The sequence below is a fragment of the Haloarcula amylovorans genome, assembly GCF_004681185.1.
In the GTDB taxonomy this organism is placed as follows: Archaea; Halobacteriota; Halobacteria; order Halobacteriales; family Haloarculaceae; genus Haloarcula; species Haloarcula amylovorans.
This window is the reverse complement of the sequence record NZ_SRIF01000001.1, coordinates 944,827-960,841: the sequence shown is the minus strand read 5'-3', so window position 1 is coordinate 960,841 and position 16,015 is coordinate 944,827. Positions and strand designations below refer to the sequence as shown.

Below are 16,015 nucleotides of genomic sequence, written 5' to 3'. Positions count from 1 at the left end.
ACTCACGATGGTATCCGACCGTTCCCGGAACGACGTTGGTATTGTGTCGTTTCTCTCGGGATACTGTCTCGTGCCCGACGGATATGTAATACGTAACAAAGGGTGGCCCATGTGATTGTCACTCAACAGTGGCTTCAGGACACGGACACCTCCGCGCACGACGCCGTCGCGTCCGGAGGGAACGATGACAGCGCCGGTCGCCCGCGATACGGTGTTCGAGGTGTTGAGTAACAACCGACGGCGGTTTATCATCTCGACGCTCCGGCAGCGCGACGCGCCCGTGGAACTGACCACGCTCGCCAGAGAGATCGGTGCACACGAGGCGAATATCGACCCGTCGGCGGTCGATTCGACCGAGCAAAAGCGGGTCTACGTCTCGCTGTACCAGACGCACATTCCGAAACTGGAGAGCGCCGGATTCGTCCGGTACGACGAGGAGACGCGCACCGTCGCCGCGACGCCGACTGTGACCGAAGTAGACCGGTATCTCGGCCCGGTACAGTCGGCGCTCCCGTGGTCACGACTCAACGGCGCGCTCTCGCTGGTCGTCGGCGGCCTGTTTCTGGGTACGCTGTTCGAAATCTCGGTATTGACCGGCGTGTCTCCGCTGTTGCTGGCGAGCGCGATCGTCGTCGTATTGCTCGTCGTTGCTGTGGCACAGCTCGTCGATTACCGGCGGTGTCAGCGCGCCCGCCCGCTCGAACTCAGGGATTCGTGATACTGCAACGATGTTCCATACTAAAACCTCAAGACGGCGTATCGATCAACGACCGAAATGGTTATCGATAATCCTCGGCAAGCGACAGATGTTCCCTCGCCACACGGTGGGGGCCCGCAGAAGGTGGACAGATGAGTAATTCAGATCCGTGGGACGACGTCAGTTACGTCATCAGCTCGCGCTATCGCGTCGAGACGCTCAAACGACTCGCTGAGGGACCGGCCACTCCCTCACTCATCGCCGACGAGACCGGGTTGAGCATCGCACACGTCTCTCGCGCCTTACAGGAGCTAAAAGAGGGAGATCTCGTCACGTTACTGGTCTCGGAGGACCGGCGGAAAGGTCGTGTCTACGGAATCACTGATCCGGGACAGGAAGTCTGGAACACCATCGAAGCGGAGAATATGCTCTGATACGGATGTCGTTGTTCATTTCGGTAGTCGGCTGTCACTGGTCATCGAATAGCAGAAAACAGCTACAACAGTCCGTATAAGTCGCTATTCGGCCGTCGCCGCGTCGTCCGGCTCGTGTTCGTCGAGCGCTCCCTCCGGGAGGAGTTGTTCCGGTCGTCTGCGGTGTTTCGGAGTCTGTGCGAACTCCGTGATGCGTCGCCACTCGTCCGACGTAAGGTGACCACTCATACAACCCTGCAGTCAGGGCTCGGAACCCTTCGTAATTTGGGGGTTACGGTGAGAAATGTCCGCCTAGCGGACACGTGGCTACTCGCGAGCGACGCTGACTTCCGTCGACGAGACGGTGACCGCACAGCCTTCGTGTGTGAAGTTGAGTTCGAAATCCGCGTCGCTCCCCCAGAAGAACGCGTTCAGTGCATCGGTGTTTATCGATTCGGACAGCGGCGCGATATCCATCGGATTCTCGTCCCGAAACGCCGCGAGTTCGAGCGCGATGGCCGTCGCTACTGACCGTTCCGGCCCAATAGACCGACTGCTTGTGGTCCCCTCTCCCATGCAAATCTCCATACGAAACGTCTGCCAGAGCTAGGGTATATATTTTTCGATACCGTAGTAAACTCAATCATTGATTTTCGCATCAATGGTGCAACTGGATGACTGCGGGCCGAATGATGGAAGCGATAACTAGCGGCGAGCTAGCACGTCGATGGCTCAGTCCTCGGCGAGCGTCAGCGTGAGTCCCTCTCGGAGGTCCACGCTGGCCTCGAAACCGAGCCGGTCGCTGGCGACGGTCACGTCGGCCTCACTTCGCTCGATATCGTCCTCGCGGGGTGGGACGTGTTCGATGGGAACGTCGGCACCGATAACGTCCCGAACGATCTCGGCGAGCTGGTTGATGGTGACGCTCTCGCCTGTACCGACGTTGAACGGACGGCCGATGGCGTCGGTGGTCGCCGCCTGTAGGTTCGCCCGGACCACGTCGCCGACGTAGACGAAATCCCGGGTCTGCTCGCCGTCGCCCTCGACGGTCAGCGGGTCACCTGCCTGTGCCTGTCGGACGAACGTGCCGATGACGCCTGCGTACTCACCGTCGAGACCGCGCGGCCCGTAGATGTTGAAGTAGCGTAGCGGCACGGTCGGCAGCCCGTACGTCTCCGCGTAGAACCGCGCGTACTGTTCGTTCGAGCGTTTCTCGAACCCGTACGGCGAGGCGGGCGACAGCGAATCGCTCTCCTCGACGGGGACCTTCTCGGGCGTTCCGTAGACGGCCGCGCTGGACGCGAGGACGACCCGGGCGTCGTGACGACGCGCGCAATCGAGAACGCCGACGGTCGCCGCGCCGTTCAGCCGGTGACAGTCCACCGGCCGCTCGACGGACTCGGGGACGCTGACCATCGCCGCCTCGTGGAAGACGAGGTCGACGCCCGCCATCGCCTCGTCGACGACGGCCTCGTCCCGAACGTCACCCTCGACGACCGAGACGTCCTCGGGGAGGTGTCTCCGCGCGCCCGTCGAGAAGTCGTCCAGTACGGTCACGTCGTTCGTCGGTGCGAGCGCGGCGACGAGGTGGCTCCCGACGAACCCAGCACCACCCGTCACGAGCACTCGCCGGTCGCTGACTGACTCCAGTGCCATCTTTTCGGGTCCCACTCTCGTTCGGCGGTAAGTTATGCGGTGGCGAACACCCCGTTGGGACCGCCTACGGTTCGAGAGGTGCTCTCGCTGCCGCCAGCCGACAAGTCGAGCACCGGACGTGCGCGCGAACGCGGAGTATAACAATGGGTATCTCTCCACAACCCGAGTTCGATGACGGAGCAAGTCCCGTTCACAGATGTCTACGTCGACGATACCATCGTCGAGAGGGTGGTGGAGACGGTCGAATCGCGGCGGTACGTCAAAGGGCCGCGCGTCGAGAAACTCGAAGCGCGGTTCGCAGACACCTGCGACACTGACCACGCGGTCGGCGTCAGCAGTGGTACCGCCGCGCTGTATCTGACCATGAAAGCCGCCGGCATCGGCCCCGGCGACGACGTGCTGGTGCCCGCCCACACGTTCTTCGCGACGGTCAGTCCCGTCGTCGAGTTGGACGCAAACCCAGTGTTCGTCGACGTCGACCCGCAGACGTACACCATGAGCGGGACCGACCTCGCGGACAAAGCCGAGGACGCCGACGACCCCAAAGCCGTGGTCCCAGTCCATCTCTACGGACAGCCAGCGGCGATGGACGCGATTCACAGTGTCGCCAACGCGCACGACCTGGCCGTAATCGAAGACTCCTGTCAGGCCCACGGCGCGACCTATCGCGGCGACCCCACCGGCAGTCTCGGCGACGCGGGGTGTTTCAGCTTCTACCCCTCGAAGAACATGACCGTCGCCGGGGACGGCGGGATCCTGGTCACGGACGATGCCGACCTCGCACGCACGGCCCGCGAGCTACGCAATCACGGCCGCGACGACGAGGGGAACCACGTCCGCGTCGGCCTGAACCACCGCATGAACGAGACGAGCGCCGCCGCCGGTATCGAACAGCTGTCGCATCTGGCCGACTGGAACGCCGACCGGGCGGCCGCCGCGGAGCGCTACTACGAGCGTCTGGACGACGTAGCGGCCGTGGAACTACCGATGCAGATGGACGACGCGACGCACGTCTATCATCTGTTCGTCGTGCAGGTCCCCGACCGGGACGGCCTCCGCGCTCACCTCGACGAGCAGGGGATCCAGACTGGCGTCCACTACGACCCGCCGGTCCACCGGACCCCGGCGATGCGGGATGCTCTCGACGAAATCCCCTCGCTGCCCGTGACCGAGGAACTCAGCAAACGCATCGTCTCGCTCCCGATGCATCCGCGCATCACCGACGAGGAGATCGACCGAGTTGCCGCCGAAATACGGGGGTACTACGAATGAGATACGGCGTCGTCGGCACGGGCTACTGGGGGAAGAACCACGTCAGAGTCGCCAAGGAGCTGTTGGACGACGGCCAGCTAGACGAGGTAGTCATCTGTGACGTGGACGAGAGCCGCGTCGAATCGCTGGCAGACACCTACGACCTGCCGTACGTCACCGACGTCGACGACCTGGACGTCGACGCCGCAACGGTGGCGACGCCCTCGACGACCCACCCGGCCATCGGCGACGCGATGCTGAACAACGGCATCGACCTCCTGGTCGAGAAACCGCTGGCGCTGACCAGCGAGGAGGCGTGGGACCTCGTCACAACGGCCGAGGACAACGACTGCACGCTCGGGGTGGGCCACATCTTCCGCTACCACCCGGCGCTGCGGGCGCTGAAACGCCGCATCGACCGCGGCGAGCTCGGGCGCATCAAGTACCTCCAGACCCGTCGCTTCTCCTTCCGTGTCCCGCGGACGACGACCGGCGTGGTCTACTCGCTTGCGGTCCACGACGTGGACATCTACGACTACCTACTCGACAGCAGGCCCGACACCGTCCACGGGCAACTCGACTCGTTCGTCCGTGAGGGCATCACCGAGACGGCGACGATAACGCTCGGCTACGGCGACACCACAGGCGTCATCAACTCCTCGTGGCAGATCCCGGTGTTCGATAAGACCCGCGACCTCGTCGTTGTCGGGTCGAATCGCTCCGCGTATATCGACTACTTAGAGAACACGAAACTCGAACTGTTCGACGCCGAGGTGTTCTCGGACCCGACCGACGGGCTGAAATCGCGCAGCGACGGTTCCATCACCCATACGGCCGAGGAACGCGAACCGCTGAAGTTCGAGGTCGAGTCCTTCATCGAGGCCAGCGAGAACGGGACCCAGCCGCCCGCGAGCGGCGAGGTCGGAGCCCGTGCCGTCGAGACGCTCGAACACGTCGAACGCTCCGCCGCGGAGAACATTGTCGTGGACGTCGAGCAGCCGCCGATGGTCCAACAGCCCTGAGCGCGGCGCTTTTGTCCTAATCGTCCGAAAGAAGCTGATTCTGCTGTGCCACTCGGTTCCCGGAACGCTCCCGCGTCGTTAGTCCTGCGCCAGCGGCGTCGACTCCTCGGGAGCGTCGACCTCGAAGTCTGGGACCGGCGCGTCGTCGAAGAGGTCTTCGTACGACGTGGCGGTCAACTGGACGCGGTGGCCGCCGAGTTTCGTGTAGGCCGGCTGGAACGGCGGAAAGTCGAGCGCGCGGATCTTGTCGTACACTTCCAGTTGGGTGACCTCGTCGGTCGCCGCCAGTCGTTCGGGTGAGATTTCCTTCTCGCCGTCGAGGCTCTGCTTGGTGTAGAAGTAGCGCTCGCCGTCGAAGGCCGACTGCGGGGTCGCCAGTTCGTGGGCGCGTTGCTCTCGCATCGTCGGGAGCTGTTCGCGGAACATCTCGACGGACTTCTCGGTGACGCGGTCGTACAGCGTTCGGGCGGTGTCCGTCTCACGGATAGGGACGAACGCGCGGGCGACGATGTCGCCGGCGTCGACCTCCGGGGCCATGACGTGAAACGTGGTGCCGTACTTCCAGTGGTCGTCCTCGCGGGCGTTCAGGATAGCGTGACTGAAGACGTTGCTCCCGCGGTAGCGCGGCAGTTCCGCCTGGTGGAGGTTCAGCGGCGCGACGTTCGGATGGTCGAGCAGCTCCTCGCCGAGGATGTTCGGGTAGTACACCGAGAGCAAGTAGTCGATGTCGAGGTCCAGCACGTCCCGTTCGTCCTCGCGCGTGACGGCAGTGTGACCGAGTTCTTCGGCGGTGTCGTACAGACAGCCGTCCCACCAGGTGTCTTCGTCGGGGCCGTACGTGACGACCAGTTTCACGTCGAAGGCGTCGTCGTCGGTGAGCAGTTCGAGGCATCGTTCGCCGAGGGGATGGCTCCCCATGAACGCGACTGATGGCATGGCCGGTTCTAGTCAGAACGGCGGTGTAGTTATGGAGTCCCTGTGCGGCTAGTCGTCGAAGATAACGCTCTCAGCTCATGAACGCGAGGACGGCGCGGGGCTTGAGCAGCCCGCTGACGACGGCGAGACCGGCCCAGACGCCGCCACCGACGACGATCGCCCCGGCGAGTGTGAGAAGGCCCGTGACGTGGGGCATCACCGTCATCACGGCCCCGGCCATGACGGCGGCGATAGCGAGGACACGCGCGAGGTGACTCCCGATGGCCGTTGCGTCGAAGGGGAGTTCGCGGTGGATGTAGTAGACGTTGACCAGCGTGTAGGCGGTGTACGTTATCACCGTCGCGATGCCAGCCCCGAGCGCGCCAAGCGGGGGGATGAGGAGGACGTTCAATCCGACGTTGCAGACGGCGCTGACGCCTCTAGCGACCGCTCGAACGCGGGCCAGTCCGAGATAGTCGAGGGCCGAGCCGGTAATCTTGTGAACCGCCCGAACGACCACGAAGAGGCCGTAGAGTTGAATCAGCCGCACTGCGCCGAGGTAGTCGGGACCGACGACGTATCGAACGGTCGGTTCGGCGACGACGGCGAGCCCGAACGCGGCAGGGACGTACAGCAAGAGGACGTTCCGCAGCGACGCGGCGTAGATGTTGCCCGCTCGCTCGCGGTTCTCCGCGGCGGACTGCTCGCCGAGCGTCGGCGTGATGGTGAATCCGAGCGACTGCGCGGGTGCGATACAGAGGTCGGCTATCTGTCTGGCGAGCGTGTAGAATCCGACGGCGGCCGGTGTCGCGAGGATGCCGACGAGAACGGTGTCCATCTTGCTGTCGACGACGACGCTCGCTCTCGTCGCCGCCGTCGGAACGCTGTACCGGAGCAGCCGGGTTCGGAGGTCGGGGTCTATCGACCCGTCGGGCGGGAGCGTCCGGTAGAATCGGACGTATAGCAGCACGATTCCGACGGCGGCAGTGACGAAGAAACCGACGACGTAGCCCGTCATCGCCCCAGCGATGCCGTACCCGGTCGCAACTAGCCCGGCGGCGGTTATCAGCCGCACGACGCTGTTGATACTGGTCAGTACGGCGCTGTAGGTGACGCGGTTGAACGCCTGAAAGACCGACTTCAGGTAACCAAAGAGCGAGCGGCCGACGACGTAGAAGCCACCGATGGCCAACAGCGGCGCGGCCTCCGGTCGACCGAGCAGCGTCGCGAGGGGGTCACTGGCCACAGCAAAGACTAACGCGACAGCGACGGCGATGCCGACGATAACGGCGAGTGACCATCGGAGGATGTAGCGGACCTGCGTCGCGTCTCTCTCTACGTATTCGTTGACGTAGCGGGCCGTCGCCTTCGGGACGCCGAGCGTCCCGAACAGTTCCGCAACGCCGACGACGGAGATGGCGAAGTACAGCAGACCGTACTGGTCCGGGTCGAGGAGGTACCGCGTCAGAACGAGCAAGAGTGCACCGTTTGCCAGCGCGTGGACGACGCGAGCGGCGAGCGACGCCTTGAAGCCGGTGGCGATGCGCTCTTGGATGCTCATCGCAAGCAGTCCTCACCTCTGACGAAGTAGAGGCGGTAGTCACCGTTCGACTGGACGCGGTAGACGTCGGGGTTCTGCCGGAAGTTCTCGAAGTCCTCCGCGGAGTAGCGGAACCCGTCGTACAGCCCGATCTCCTTCTCGTAATCGCGTGACGTCAGCGGGACGTATCGACAGTGTGAGTAGTGTGTCGTGGTGTTCGTCCCGAAGACGGCGAAGGGTATCTTATCCTCTTTGCCCGGGAAGTGCTCGCCGCTCGGCGTGTAGTCGGAGTAGGTCGTCCCGTAGTAGGCGTCGACGTAGCGGCGCGGTCCCCCGCGCGGGCCGGCGAACCACACCGACGGGTCGCGGTTCTCGAAGGTGGTGACGTGGCCCTCCATGTACGTCTCGGGGACGTGGTCGGAGGTCTTGTACATGTGTGGCGACTGATGGATTATCAGCGCCTGCGGAATCAACAGCAGGACCAGCACCACTGCGACGGCAGCCCGCCAGTTGTCCGAGGAGAAGGAGAGTCCGAACGGAATGCCGTCGGAGACGGCCACGGCCACGAGAATAGTCACGAACACCATCATGAATCCGAGATAGCGGAACGGCTGGCGAGTGACGCTCGTGATGAAGAAGATACCGAACAGCATGAAGACAGGGACGAACCCGAAGGTGACGTACCGCAACAGCGCGTTGCGGTCGGGGTAGCGCTCGTCGAGGCGACCGGAGAGGGCTGCGAGCATCACCAGCCCAGCGACGACTGAGAGGACGGCACTAACGAGGAATATCTTGGCGAAGAGGACACCGATACCGCTGCCAATGGCGGTGAGCGAGCTCGCCGAGGTGGATATCTCGTCGGCCGGGTTCGCTCCGTACAGCAGGCCGCTGATGACGGTCCCCATCGTTCCCGTCGCCCGGTCGAACCGAGGCGTCCACAGCGCGAAGAATAGCCCGACGACGACGGCCTGTGGCGCAAGCGAGCGATGTGCCGTGTATCGCGTCCCCGATTGACCGTACGTAGTGGAGAGCGACGCTCGATTCCGGCGCTCTGTCCAGATCTCGTAGATGGCGGCGAGCACCTGCAATCCGAACCCAGCGGCGATGATGAACAGGACGTTCGACCCGGACTGCGGGTGAATGAGGATGGCACTGATGCCGGCCAGCATCAGCAAGAGACCGAGCGGTGTCAGGAGGGGCAGACCTCTGACCGAGAGCAGCGAGCTGCCGTCACCGAGGTATCGGAGGACGAGGTACAGCGCGAACGGGGTGAAGAAGATGGCGGCACTCGTCGGGTACGGGAAGATGTACGTGTGGATGTTGTTGATGGGCAAGAACAAGAGCGCGAAGAAGACACCCACGGCGATCGCGTTCGACCGGGCGGCAAGTCGCGCCACGCACAGGCCCGTAAACAGGATATACAGCGCGATGAAGGCGACCATCACGAGCTGGAGCGTCCGGCGCGGTGCGAGGCCGGTCACCGACGTCAACACGACGGCGGTGCTGTGGATACCCGGATAGAGGAAGTTCACGGGGTTCAGCGTCCCCTCGGCTATCATCCGCGTCCAGCCGAGATAGGAGAGGGCATCGCCGAGGCCGTAGTAGTAGTAGTCCCGTATCGTCGGGAGCGCGGCCATCGAGATGCCGACGAGCGTCCCGAGTAAGAGCGCGAGGCGGTTGCGGAGCGTGCCCGTCGGCGCGTTCAGGCCGACGAGGACGGCGGAGACGAAGGCGACGGCGACGCCCGCCCAGAACGCGATCGGCGTCGCGGTGTAGATAGATATTTCGTAGCCGGTCGGCTGTTTCTGTGCGGCGAACCACACGCCGATCGTGTATGCGAGGAAGCCGACGAGGAGGACGGCGACGTGACGGCGTCTATTCAGTGACATTTCGGCTATCTGGCCCCTGCTGTGAAGTGTTCAGGCATTGTTATGGTCTGATTGTGCGTAGTATGGGTCGATTTTCCGTTCAGTCCTCTATCACTTTTTCGTAGACCGCGACGATCCGTTCACCCATCCGTTCGAGGGCGATATCGGCGGCATACTCGCGACCGGTCGAGCGTTCGCCGCGTTCGAGTATCTCTGTGAGGCCGGCGACGAGGTCGTGGTCGTCGTCGCTGACCGTCGAGGGATCGACCGGGTCGAGCCGCGTCCTGACGTCGCCGACGTCGGTGGAGACGACAGGGAGGTTACAGGCCATCGCCTCCTTGACCGTGTTGGGTGACCCCTCTCGGCGGGAGGTCATGATCATCGCGTCGGCGGCGTTGAGGTAGTACGGCATCCGGTCGTGCGGGACGCCGGTCGCCGTTTCGAGCGTGACTGGTTCCCCCACGCGGTCGCTCGCGCGTTCGACGATACGTTTCGCTCGCGGGTGGTTCTTCACGTCCCGTTTTGGCGGGTAGGGGAACAGGACGATGCGCTCGTCCTGCGGCCAGCCGAGTTTCTCGCGCGCCTCGGATTGCTCGATGGGGCGGAACACCGAGAGGTCGACGCCGTGCGGGATGACGAGACAGTCGCCGTCGTACTCTTCGGCCATCCCTTCGGACATGACGATGACCTCGTCACAGAAGTGTGCGAACCGCTTAGTGACAGGCCCGTACTTGCCCATGAGGTCTGTTCCCCATAGCGACAGCACGACGGGCAATCGCGGCTGGGCGACGGCCATCGGCGCAGTCAGGCCGTAGTTGGCGTGGATGAGGTCGTAGCTGTCCAGCGAGTTCGCCAGCACCGACGGATAGAAGCGCGCGTATTCGAGTACCGACCGCTCGCCGTCTTCCTTGGCGTCGATGGACTCAGAGCGGTTCCGGCCGGGGACCGACAGCGTCGTCAACTCGACGCCGCGGCGTTCGAGTTCTTCGACCTGGGCGCGGAAGAACTGCGCTTCCTCGTTGGTCACGAGGTTGAGGACGCGCAACGACATCACCGGGTCACCGCCATGAACGCGGACTTCGCGATGTTCATCGCCGCACTGTCCGTCTCGATCGTGTAGTACGGGACCAACTCGCCGGCGAACTTGCCCTTGTAATCACAGAGGCGTCGGGTGTTCGCGCCCATCAGGTCGTACTCGGTGACGCCCTCGAAAGTCGGATCGGCCAGAATGTCTTCGATGACGCGCCAGTGGATGAGGCTGTTGACGACGATTCCGTCGTGGTCAGTCTTCGCGCCGCCCTGCCAGAAGTACGCCGTGTCCGGGCCGTAGAGGACGGTCACGCCCGAGAGGAACTCGCCGTCGGCCGACCGCGCGACGTAGGTGCGCGCGTCGTCGCCGAGTTCGGTGACGAGGTCGCGGACGTAAGGCCACGACAGCGAGAAGCCGCGGTTCTGGTCGGCGTAGCGGTCCCGCGTCGTCCGGTAGATGGCCTCGGCGGCGTCCAGTCCCTCGACGGAGACGGTGACGTCGCTCTCTCGGCCTCGGCGGATGTCGCGTCGGAGGCTCTTCGAGAAGGAACCGAGGACCGCGTCCGCGTCCGTCTCGGCGAGGTCGACCACGTACGTGAACTGTGTCGTGAGGTCGAAGTCCGCCCACTGGAACGGGCGCGGGTCGCCGTACTGTCGCGGCGTCAGGAGTCGGACCAGCGACAGCGGTCCCATCGCGTCGATCTCCTCTAGCACCGCCTCGACGAATTTCTTGTTCACGCGCTCTCGCTTGCGCTGTTTCGGGCTGGTCGGCATCACGATCGGGCCGAGGCGCGGGATGTTCATCCCCGGCGGCGGGGACATGAGCGTCCGGCCGACGGTTCTGGTCGTCTCGACGACGGGAAGCAGGCCGACCGGTTGGTCGCCCTTGAACCCGCCGAACAGGATGAGTTCGCCGTCGGCGTAGCGCTCGATGACGGAGAGCGCCGCCGGCCTGTGAAACACCTCGTAGCCAGTGTTCGGTAGCGCGTCCCCCCACTCGGAGAGCGTCAGTCGTTCGACTCGCATATTGCTCGCTTCCGAGTCGCTATGGAAGGGTATTGGTTATCGGGTTCCTACGCGGTCATTGTACAGGTCTCCGGGCGGCCCCACCCACGCGCCGCGGCCCAGTGCAGTCCGTACGAGGCGACGGTAGAGACGGTCAAACCCGGGATGGTCGGAACTGAAGTGACGCGGGTGCCACAGCACCGTCATCACCGCGTCGTTCTCCTCGGCTTCCGTGAGCAACGACTCGCAGGCGGCCCACGCCGCCTCGAAGGAGTCGCTCGGGTCCGGTAGCGCGGCCTCCATCACCGTCAGGGGGAAGACGACGAACTCGTCGTCGAACGGTCTGAACGGTTCGTAGCCGTCGGTGAACCCGTACTCGGTGGGGCTCCCCAACGTCGTGTCGTACTGGAGACCGAGGTCCCGATAGTGCTCCCACGTCTCGGGTTCTTCGAGACGGAGATAGTGTTGCCGACCGCCCAGTACGGACTCGCCGAGGACGGTTTCGAGGTGGTCCTTCTCTGCTGCCAATCGCTCCCGGTCGTCGACTGACTCGTAGGAGCCGTGGAGACCGACCTCCCAGCCGCCGTCCAGCAACGTCGAGAGCAGGTCGCGGATGCGGTCGTCCTCGATGTCGTACCGGCCGGCGTACAGTTGCCACCCCTCCATCGTCAGCCACTCCGTCGGCGAGCGATCGGTGAACAGCGACTGCTCGTCCAAGATGTAAAAGGCCGAGCGGACGCCCTCGCCGCGCTCGAAGTCGAGCAGTTCGTCGAACGTCCAGTAGGGCGTCCGCCACGGCGCGAGGTCGAGTAAGTGACTCGGGTCCTGCCGAGTGAGCGCGTAGAAGACAGATTGGTAGGTCTTGTACGGTCGGTCCACGTCGTGCGTGAGACAGAGCGCGAACTCGTGGTCGTCGGGAATCCAGTCGACGGCGGCGTCCTCGCTTTCGGACACGTCACGGCCGCTCGTCGTCTCGGTACGACCGCTCGCCGTCGCATTGTGGTCTCTCGTCGTCATGCTGCGGCACCGAGCGCCTCTTCGAGGACGATATCGGTCACGTCCACTCGCGCCTCTAGCAGTCGCTCGCGGCGGCCCTCCCATCGAGCCGCCGTCTCGGGGTCCTCGACCAGTTCCTTCAGTTTCGCTATCGCGTCACCTTCCTCACGGAAGTTGAAGACGAGGCCGTGCTCTTCGAGTTCGCCGAACATCGAGACGTCGTCGTCACCGACGAAGGAGTTCGAGCGAATCGACGGCGTCCCGAGCAGTCCGGCCTCCATCGCCATCGTCTGTGAGTCGCCGACGTAGCCGTCGGCGTAGTACAGCAGGTCGTGGATCGTCTCGGGCGGGACCGGGAGTCGGTACGCCTCGAAGGCCTCGGGGAGTTCGGACTCGCTGGTGATGTACACCTCGCCGTGACCGGAGAGATACTCGACGAGCTCGCGCTTGGCCTCGCGGCTGAACCCGGAGTTGCCAACGTCGTGGTGTGCCTCCCACGAAACGAACCGCAGGACGTAGTAGGGTTCGTCCACGGCGATGCCGTGCTCGCTCAACGGTTCAGGGTCGGGATCGAACCGGTCGGGATGGAGGTACGCCAGTTCGTGATACCCGTCGTAGCGGCGGTGTTTCCGGCCGAAGTCCATCTCGAAGTTAGCGGGCGTACAGATGCGGGAGGTGAACGGCACGGTCAGGCGTTCGAGCGTCTGCGTCTCCACCTCGTCGTCGGTGAAGGTGACACTCGGCGTCCCGGTCAGGCGCGCGGCCTGTGCCGCGACGGGGCTGAGGTGGCTGACCACCACGTCCGAGTCGAACTCGCGGATGGCACGTACCAGTTTGAGTTCGCGGAGCGCCCACTCCAGGATGAGTCCCGGCGTCGAGTCGGCCTGCCGGGACAGTACCCGGTAGTCGATGTCGTAGGCGTCGAGTAAGTCCGTCGTCACCTCCTTCTCGCGGGCCGTCACCAGCGTCTGATGACCCGCCGCCTCCAGGTCCCAGATGGCGTGTTTGAACAGGTGGACGTGAGCGGGGTGTCCCACCTCGAAGTGGACGTTCATCGGAGCAGCGTCAACCCCCGCTTGCCGACGTTCGTTATCGCGTCCTTGGCCGTCTCGGCGACGTACTCCGTCGTCGAGTCCGCCCAACGGTTGGGATGGGTCAGGAGACACGCCCGGGAGACTCGGCCCTCCCGAAGGAGGGCTTCGAGGTCGGCCGTCGAGTCCGCGCTGACCCGCTTGTCGCCCTCGCCCATCGTGTGGTCCTTTATCTTGAGCGCGCCGTCTTCCCACGTCCGACCAGTGTCCGAGAAGTACGTCACGTCGGTGAAGTCCATCGACAGGTAGGCCTCGCCGATGATATCGAACGGTTCGAGGTCGGTGGGGTCGTCCCACATGTCGCGGTTGTCGTGGGGCGTCAGCGGGTTGCCGTGCATGCAGACGGTGTCGACGGTCACGTGGTCGCGGAGCAGCGCGAGCTGGCTGCCGAACGACTGCCGTGCCTCCTGAATGTCGCCGTCCGCCCGGTCTAAGTCCTCATAATGGTAGCCGACTTCGTGGCCCAGCGCGGCGAGGTCGCGGACGAACTGCGGATCGAACACCTTGTCGATGGTGCGGACGTAGTACGTACTCGCTATCTCCCGTTCTGCTTCGATCTGAGCGAACCGAGTCGAGTTCTCGGGTTTCCGGTCCACGTCGTGCCGGAGGACGAGGAACCGCTCCGGGAGGGTCTCGCGCTGGACGTACTCCCGAACGGTGAGGAAGTCGTAGCCCGCGTCCAGCCCGGTGTCGAGCAGACTCGCGTACGCCGCATCGGTGAAATCGCGTGTCATCGGTAGGCGTTCACCGCGTCTAGGTGCTCTGGAAGCGGGCGGTGTTTCGCGGGCGTGCCGACGGCCAGCGTCCGCGGCGGCACGTCGTCGGTGACGACGGCCCCGGCCGCGACGAACGAGCGCTCGCCGACGGAGATACCCGGCAACAGCGTCGCGTTCGCGCCGATAGAGACGTCGTCTTCGAGCGTCGGGCCGCGGAGATCACCGCCACGGCGCAGCGGATAGGGGTCGTTCGTCAGCACGGCCCGCGGCCCGAGGAATACCCGGTTGCCGATGGTCGTCTCCGGCGGGACGTAGACGCCCGTCTGCATGCTCACCTCGTCGCCGATATCACACTGCCCGTCGATGACGGTCTGCGTGCCGACGACGGCGTCGTGGCCGATGGTCGTCTCCTCGCGGATCAGCGCGTCGTGGCCCGTCTGCAATCGGTCGCCGACGACAACGTCCGGGTAGAGTATCGTCCCGCCGCGTATCACGGAGTTGTCGCCGATGGTGGCGGGCGACTGCTCGCCGTCGGGCGGGAGGAGCTGTGCCGACTCCGCGATGCGACAATTGCTGCCTATTCGGCTCTTACTCATCGAGAGAACCTCCGTTCGGGTTGTCGGTACGTCACTGCCTGGTCGCGGCTGTCGGGCCCGGTCATCTTGCGTTCGGCCGAGATTTCGGCCAGTTCGAGGCTTTGTTATGGAGAGCCTGTGTGCTCACCGGAATCATCAGCACAGTTTCTGTCCTCGGTAAACGAACGCTACGGCTCGCTTACCACCGTATCGTCGTCACATAACCAAGGTGGCTGCTGGCTACTCGAAGACAAATGGGTACCGTCGTCATCTCCGTCGACGCCGAACTGGGCTGGGGGTTTCACGACTACGCGCCCGAGAACCGTCCGACAGAACGCATCGAGCGGTCGCGCTGGGGGTGGAAGCGACTCGCCGGCCTCTTCGAGGAGTTTCGGATTCCGGCGACGTGGGCCGTCGTCGGCCACCTCTTCGAGGCGGAGTGCAACGGGGCGCACGTCGGCCACCCGTCGCCGCCGGGGTGGTTCGCCCACGAGCGCGACCCCGATCCAATGCCCGACGAGTTCCGCTTCGCGCCGGACCTCGTTCGCGACCTTATCGACGGGCCGGTGGCCCACGACATCGGATCGCACACCTACTCCCACGTTGAGTTCGGTGAGGCGTACGCGACGCCAGAACTCGCGCGCGCCGAGTGCGAGCGCTCGGTCGAAGTCGCGGAGGCGGCCGGAATTTCGCTGTCGTCGTTCATCTTTCCCAGAAACAAACTCGGCCATCGAGCGGCACTCGCGGAGGCCGGGTTCACCTGCTACCGAGGTCCGGCACCGGAACCGGCTATCGACGGGCCGCTACTCGCCCCGGCACGAAAGATCGCGCGCGCGACGGTCATCGACGTTGCGCCGCCGCTGGTCGAACCGACAATCGACGAGTACGGACTGGTGAACGTTCCCGCGTCGCTGTTCCTCTACGAACTCGAAGGCCCCGCACGCCGGGCCATTGCGTCGGCCGTCGGCGACCCGGTTCTGAAACAGGCCCGCCTCGGCATCGACGCGGCAGCGGCCGGCGACGGCATCTGTCACCTCTGGCTGCACCCGAACAACGTCAGGCAGGAGTACGATGTCGAGCCGCTTCGAGAGATACTCCGCTACCTCGACCGCACGCGCGAGCGCACGAACCTGACCGTCGAGACGATGGCCGATGTCGCGGAGACGACGCTGCGAGGCGAGCGGCAGACGGCGAAGCAGGTCTGAGAAAGTCGTAGCTTTATGCCCGAACGCACCGAGGCA

The 16,015-nt window shown here is 64.4% G+C and carries 17 protein-coding genes; 5 read left to right on the top strand and 12 right to left on the bottom strand.

Annotated elements, in window-relative coordinates; translation table 11 throughout:
• Window positions 1–184: 184 nt before the first annotated feature.
• Window positions 185–718 carry a DUF7344 domain-containing protein gene (locus E4S61_RS04925; RefSeq protein ID WP_135302776.1) on the top strand — a complete coding sequence of 178 codons (534 nt, stop codon included), beginning with the start codon at window positions 185–187 and terminating at the stop codon, window positions 716–718.
• Between the two features lie 131 nt (window positions 719–849).
• On the top strand, window positions 850–1,131 hold the full coding sequence (locus tag E4S61_RS04920; protein WP_135302775.1) for a winged helix-turn-helix domain-containing protein: 282 nt from the start codon (window positions 850–852) through the stop codon (window positions 1,129–1,131).
• Window positions 1,132–1,215: 84 nt separating this feature from the next.
• Here the strand turns inward: E4S61_RS04920 and E4S61_RS25260 are convergent, their stop codons facing one another.
• The 3 genes from E4S61_RS25260 to E4S61_RS04910 form a co-directional block, all read right to left on the bottom strand.
• Window positions 1,216–1,359, bottom strand: a complete 144-nt coding sequence (locus tag E4S61_RS25260; RefSeq protein ID WP_167768419.1) for a hypothetical protein — start codon at window positions 1,357–1,359, stop codon at window positions 1,216–1,218.
• A gap of 78 nt (window positions 1,360–1,437) precedes the next feature.
• Window positions 1,438–1,698 carry a HalOD1 output domain-containing protein gene (locus E4S61_RS04915; protein WP_135302774.1) on the bottom strand — a complete coding sequence of 87 codons (261 nt, stop codon included), beginning with the start codon at window positions 1,696–1,698 and terminating at the stop codon, window positions 1,438–1,440.
• 144 nt (window positions 1,699–1,842) lie between these two features.
• Window positions 1,843–2,766, bottom strand: a complete 924-nt coding sequence (locus E4S61_RS04910; protein ID WP_135302773.1) for an NAD-dependent epimerase/dehydratase family protein — start codon at window positions 2,764–2,766, stop codon at window positions 1,843–1,845.
• A 171-nt stretch (window positions 2,767–2,937) separates the two neighbouring features.
• On the opposite strand from E4S61_RS04910, the gene E4S61_RS04905 reads away from it, so the two are divergent.
• Both E4S61_RS04905 and E4S61_RS04900 read left to right on the top strand, forming a co-directional pair.
• Entirely contained in the window at window positions 2,938–4,038 is a 1,101-nt protein-coding gene (locus E4S61_RS04905; protein ID WP_135302772.1) for a DegT/DnrJ/EryC1/StrS family aminotransferase, read from the top strand.
• Window positions 4,035–5,039, top strand: a complete 1,005-nt coding sequence (locus tag E4S61_RS04900; protein WP_135302771.1) for a Gfo/Idh/MocA family protein — start codon at window positions 4,035–4,037, stop codon at window positions 5,037–5,039. Before E4S61_RS04905 ends, E4S61_RS04900 begins: the two co-directional genes overlap by 4 nt.
• Before the next feature lie 78 nt (window positions 5,040–5,117).
• Here the strand turns inward: E4S61_RS04900 and E4S61_RS04895 are convergent, their stop codons facing one another.
• From E4S61_RS04895 to E4S61_RS04855, 9 genes are all read right to left on the bottom strand, one after another.
• Window positions 5,118–5,975, bottom strand: coding sequence for a formyltransferase family protein (locus E4S61_RS04895; protein ID WP_135302770.1), 858 nt, complete (start codon window positions 5,973–5,975; stop codon window positions 5,118–5,120).
• A gap of 70 nt (window positions 5,976–6,045) precedes the next feature.
• Window positions 6,046–7,515 carry a flippase gene (locus E4S61_RS04890; protein ID WP_135302769.1) on the bottom strand — a complete coding sequence of 490 codons (1,470 nt, stop codon included), beginning with the start codon at window positions 7,513–7,515 and terminating at the stop codon, window positions 6,046–6,048.
• Complete coding sequence (locus E4S61_RS04885; protein WP_135302768.1) at window positions 7,512–9,383, bottom strand: hypothetical protein; 1,872 nt, start codon at window positions 9,381–9,383, stop codon at window positions 7,512–7,514. The genes E4S61_RS04890 and E4S61_RS04885 overlap by 4 nt, the downstream gene beginning before the upstream one ends.
• A gap of 79 nt (window positions 9,384–9,462) precedes the next feature.
• The gene (locus E4S61_RS04880) at window positions 9,463–10,407 is read right to left on the bottom strand and encodes a glycosyltransferase family 4 protein (protein WP_135303284.1); all 945 of its coding nucleotides are present in this window, start codon (window positions 10,405–10,407) and stop codon (window positions 9,463–9,465) included.
• A gap of 5 nt (window positions 10,408–10,412) precedes the next feature.
• Window positions 10,413–11,417, bottom strand: coding sequence for a lipid II:glycine glycyltransferase FemX (locus tag E4S61_RS04875; protein ID WP_135302767.1), 1,005 nt, complete (start codon window positions 11,415–11,417; stop codon window positions 10,413–10,415).
• 36 nt (window positions 11,418–11,453) lie between these two features.
• The gene (locus E4S61_RS04870; RefSeq protein ID WP_245180587.1) at window positions 11,454–12,413 is read right to left on the bottom strand and encodes a polysaccharide deacetylase family protein; all 960 of its coding nucleotides are present in this window, start codon (window positions 12,411–12,413) and stop codon (window positions 11,454–11,456) included.
• Window positions 12,410–13,447 (bottom strand): DUF354 domain-containing protein, encoded by a 1,038-nt coding sequence (locus tag E4S61_RS04865; protein ID WP_135302766.1) that lies wholly within the window; start codon window positions 13,445–13,447, stop codon window positions 12,410–12,412. Before E4S61_RS04865 ends, E4S61_RS04870 begins: the two co-directional genes overlap by 4 nt.
• Window positions 13,444–14,217, bottom strand: coding sequence for a polysaccharide deacetylase family protein (locus E4S61_RS04860; protein ID WP_135302765.1), 774 nt, complete (start codon window positions 14,215–14,217; stop codon window positions 13,444–13,446). Before E4S61_RS04860 ends, E4S61_RS04865 begins: the two co-directional genes overlap by 4 nt.
• The gene (locus E4S61_RS04855) at window positions 14,214–14,795 is read right to left on the bottom strand and encodes an acyltransferase (RefSeq protein ID WP_135302764.1); all 582 of its coding nucleotides are present in this window, start codon (window positions 14,793–14,795) and stop codon (window positions 14,214–14,216) included. The genes E4S61_RS04860 and E4S61_RS04855 overlap by 4 nt, the downstream gene beginning before the upstream one ends.
• A 233-nt stretch (window positions 14,796–15,028) precedes the next feature.
• Between E4S61_RS04855 and E4S61_RS04850 the strand changes: the two genes are divergently transcribed.
• Entirely contained in the window at window positions 15,029–15,979 is a 951-nt protein-coding gene (locus E4S61_RS04850; RefSeq protein ID WP_135302763.1) for a polysaccharide deacetylase family protein, read from the top strand.
• Window positions 15,980–16,015: the final 36 nt, after the last annotated feature.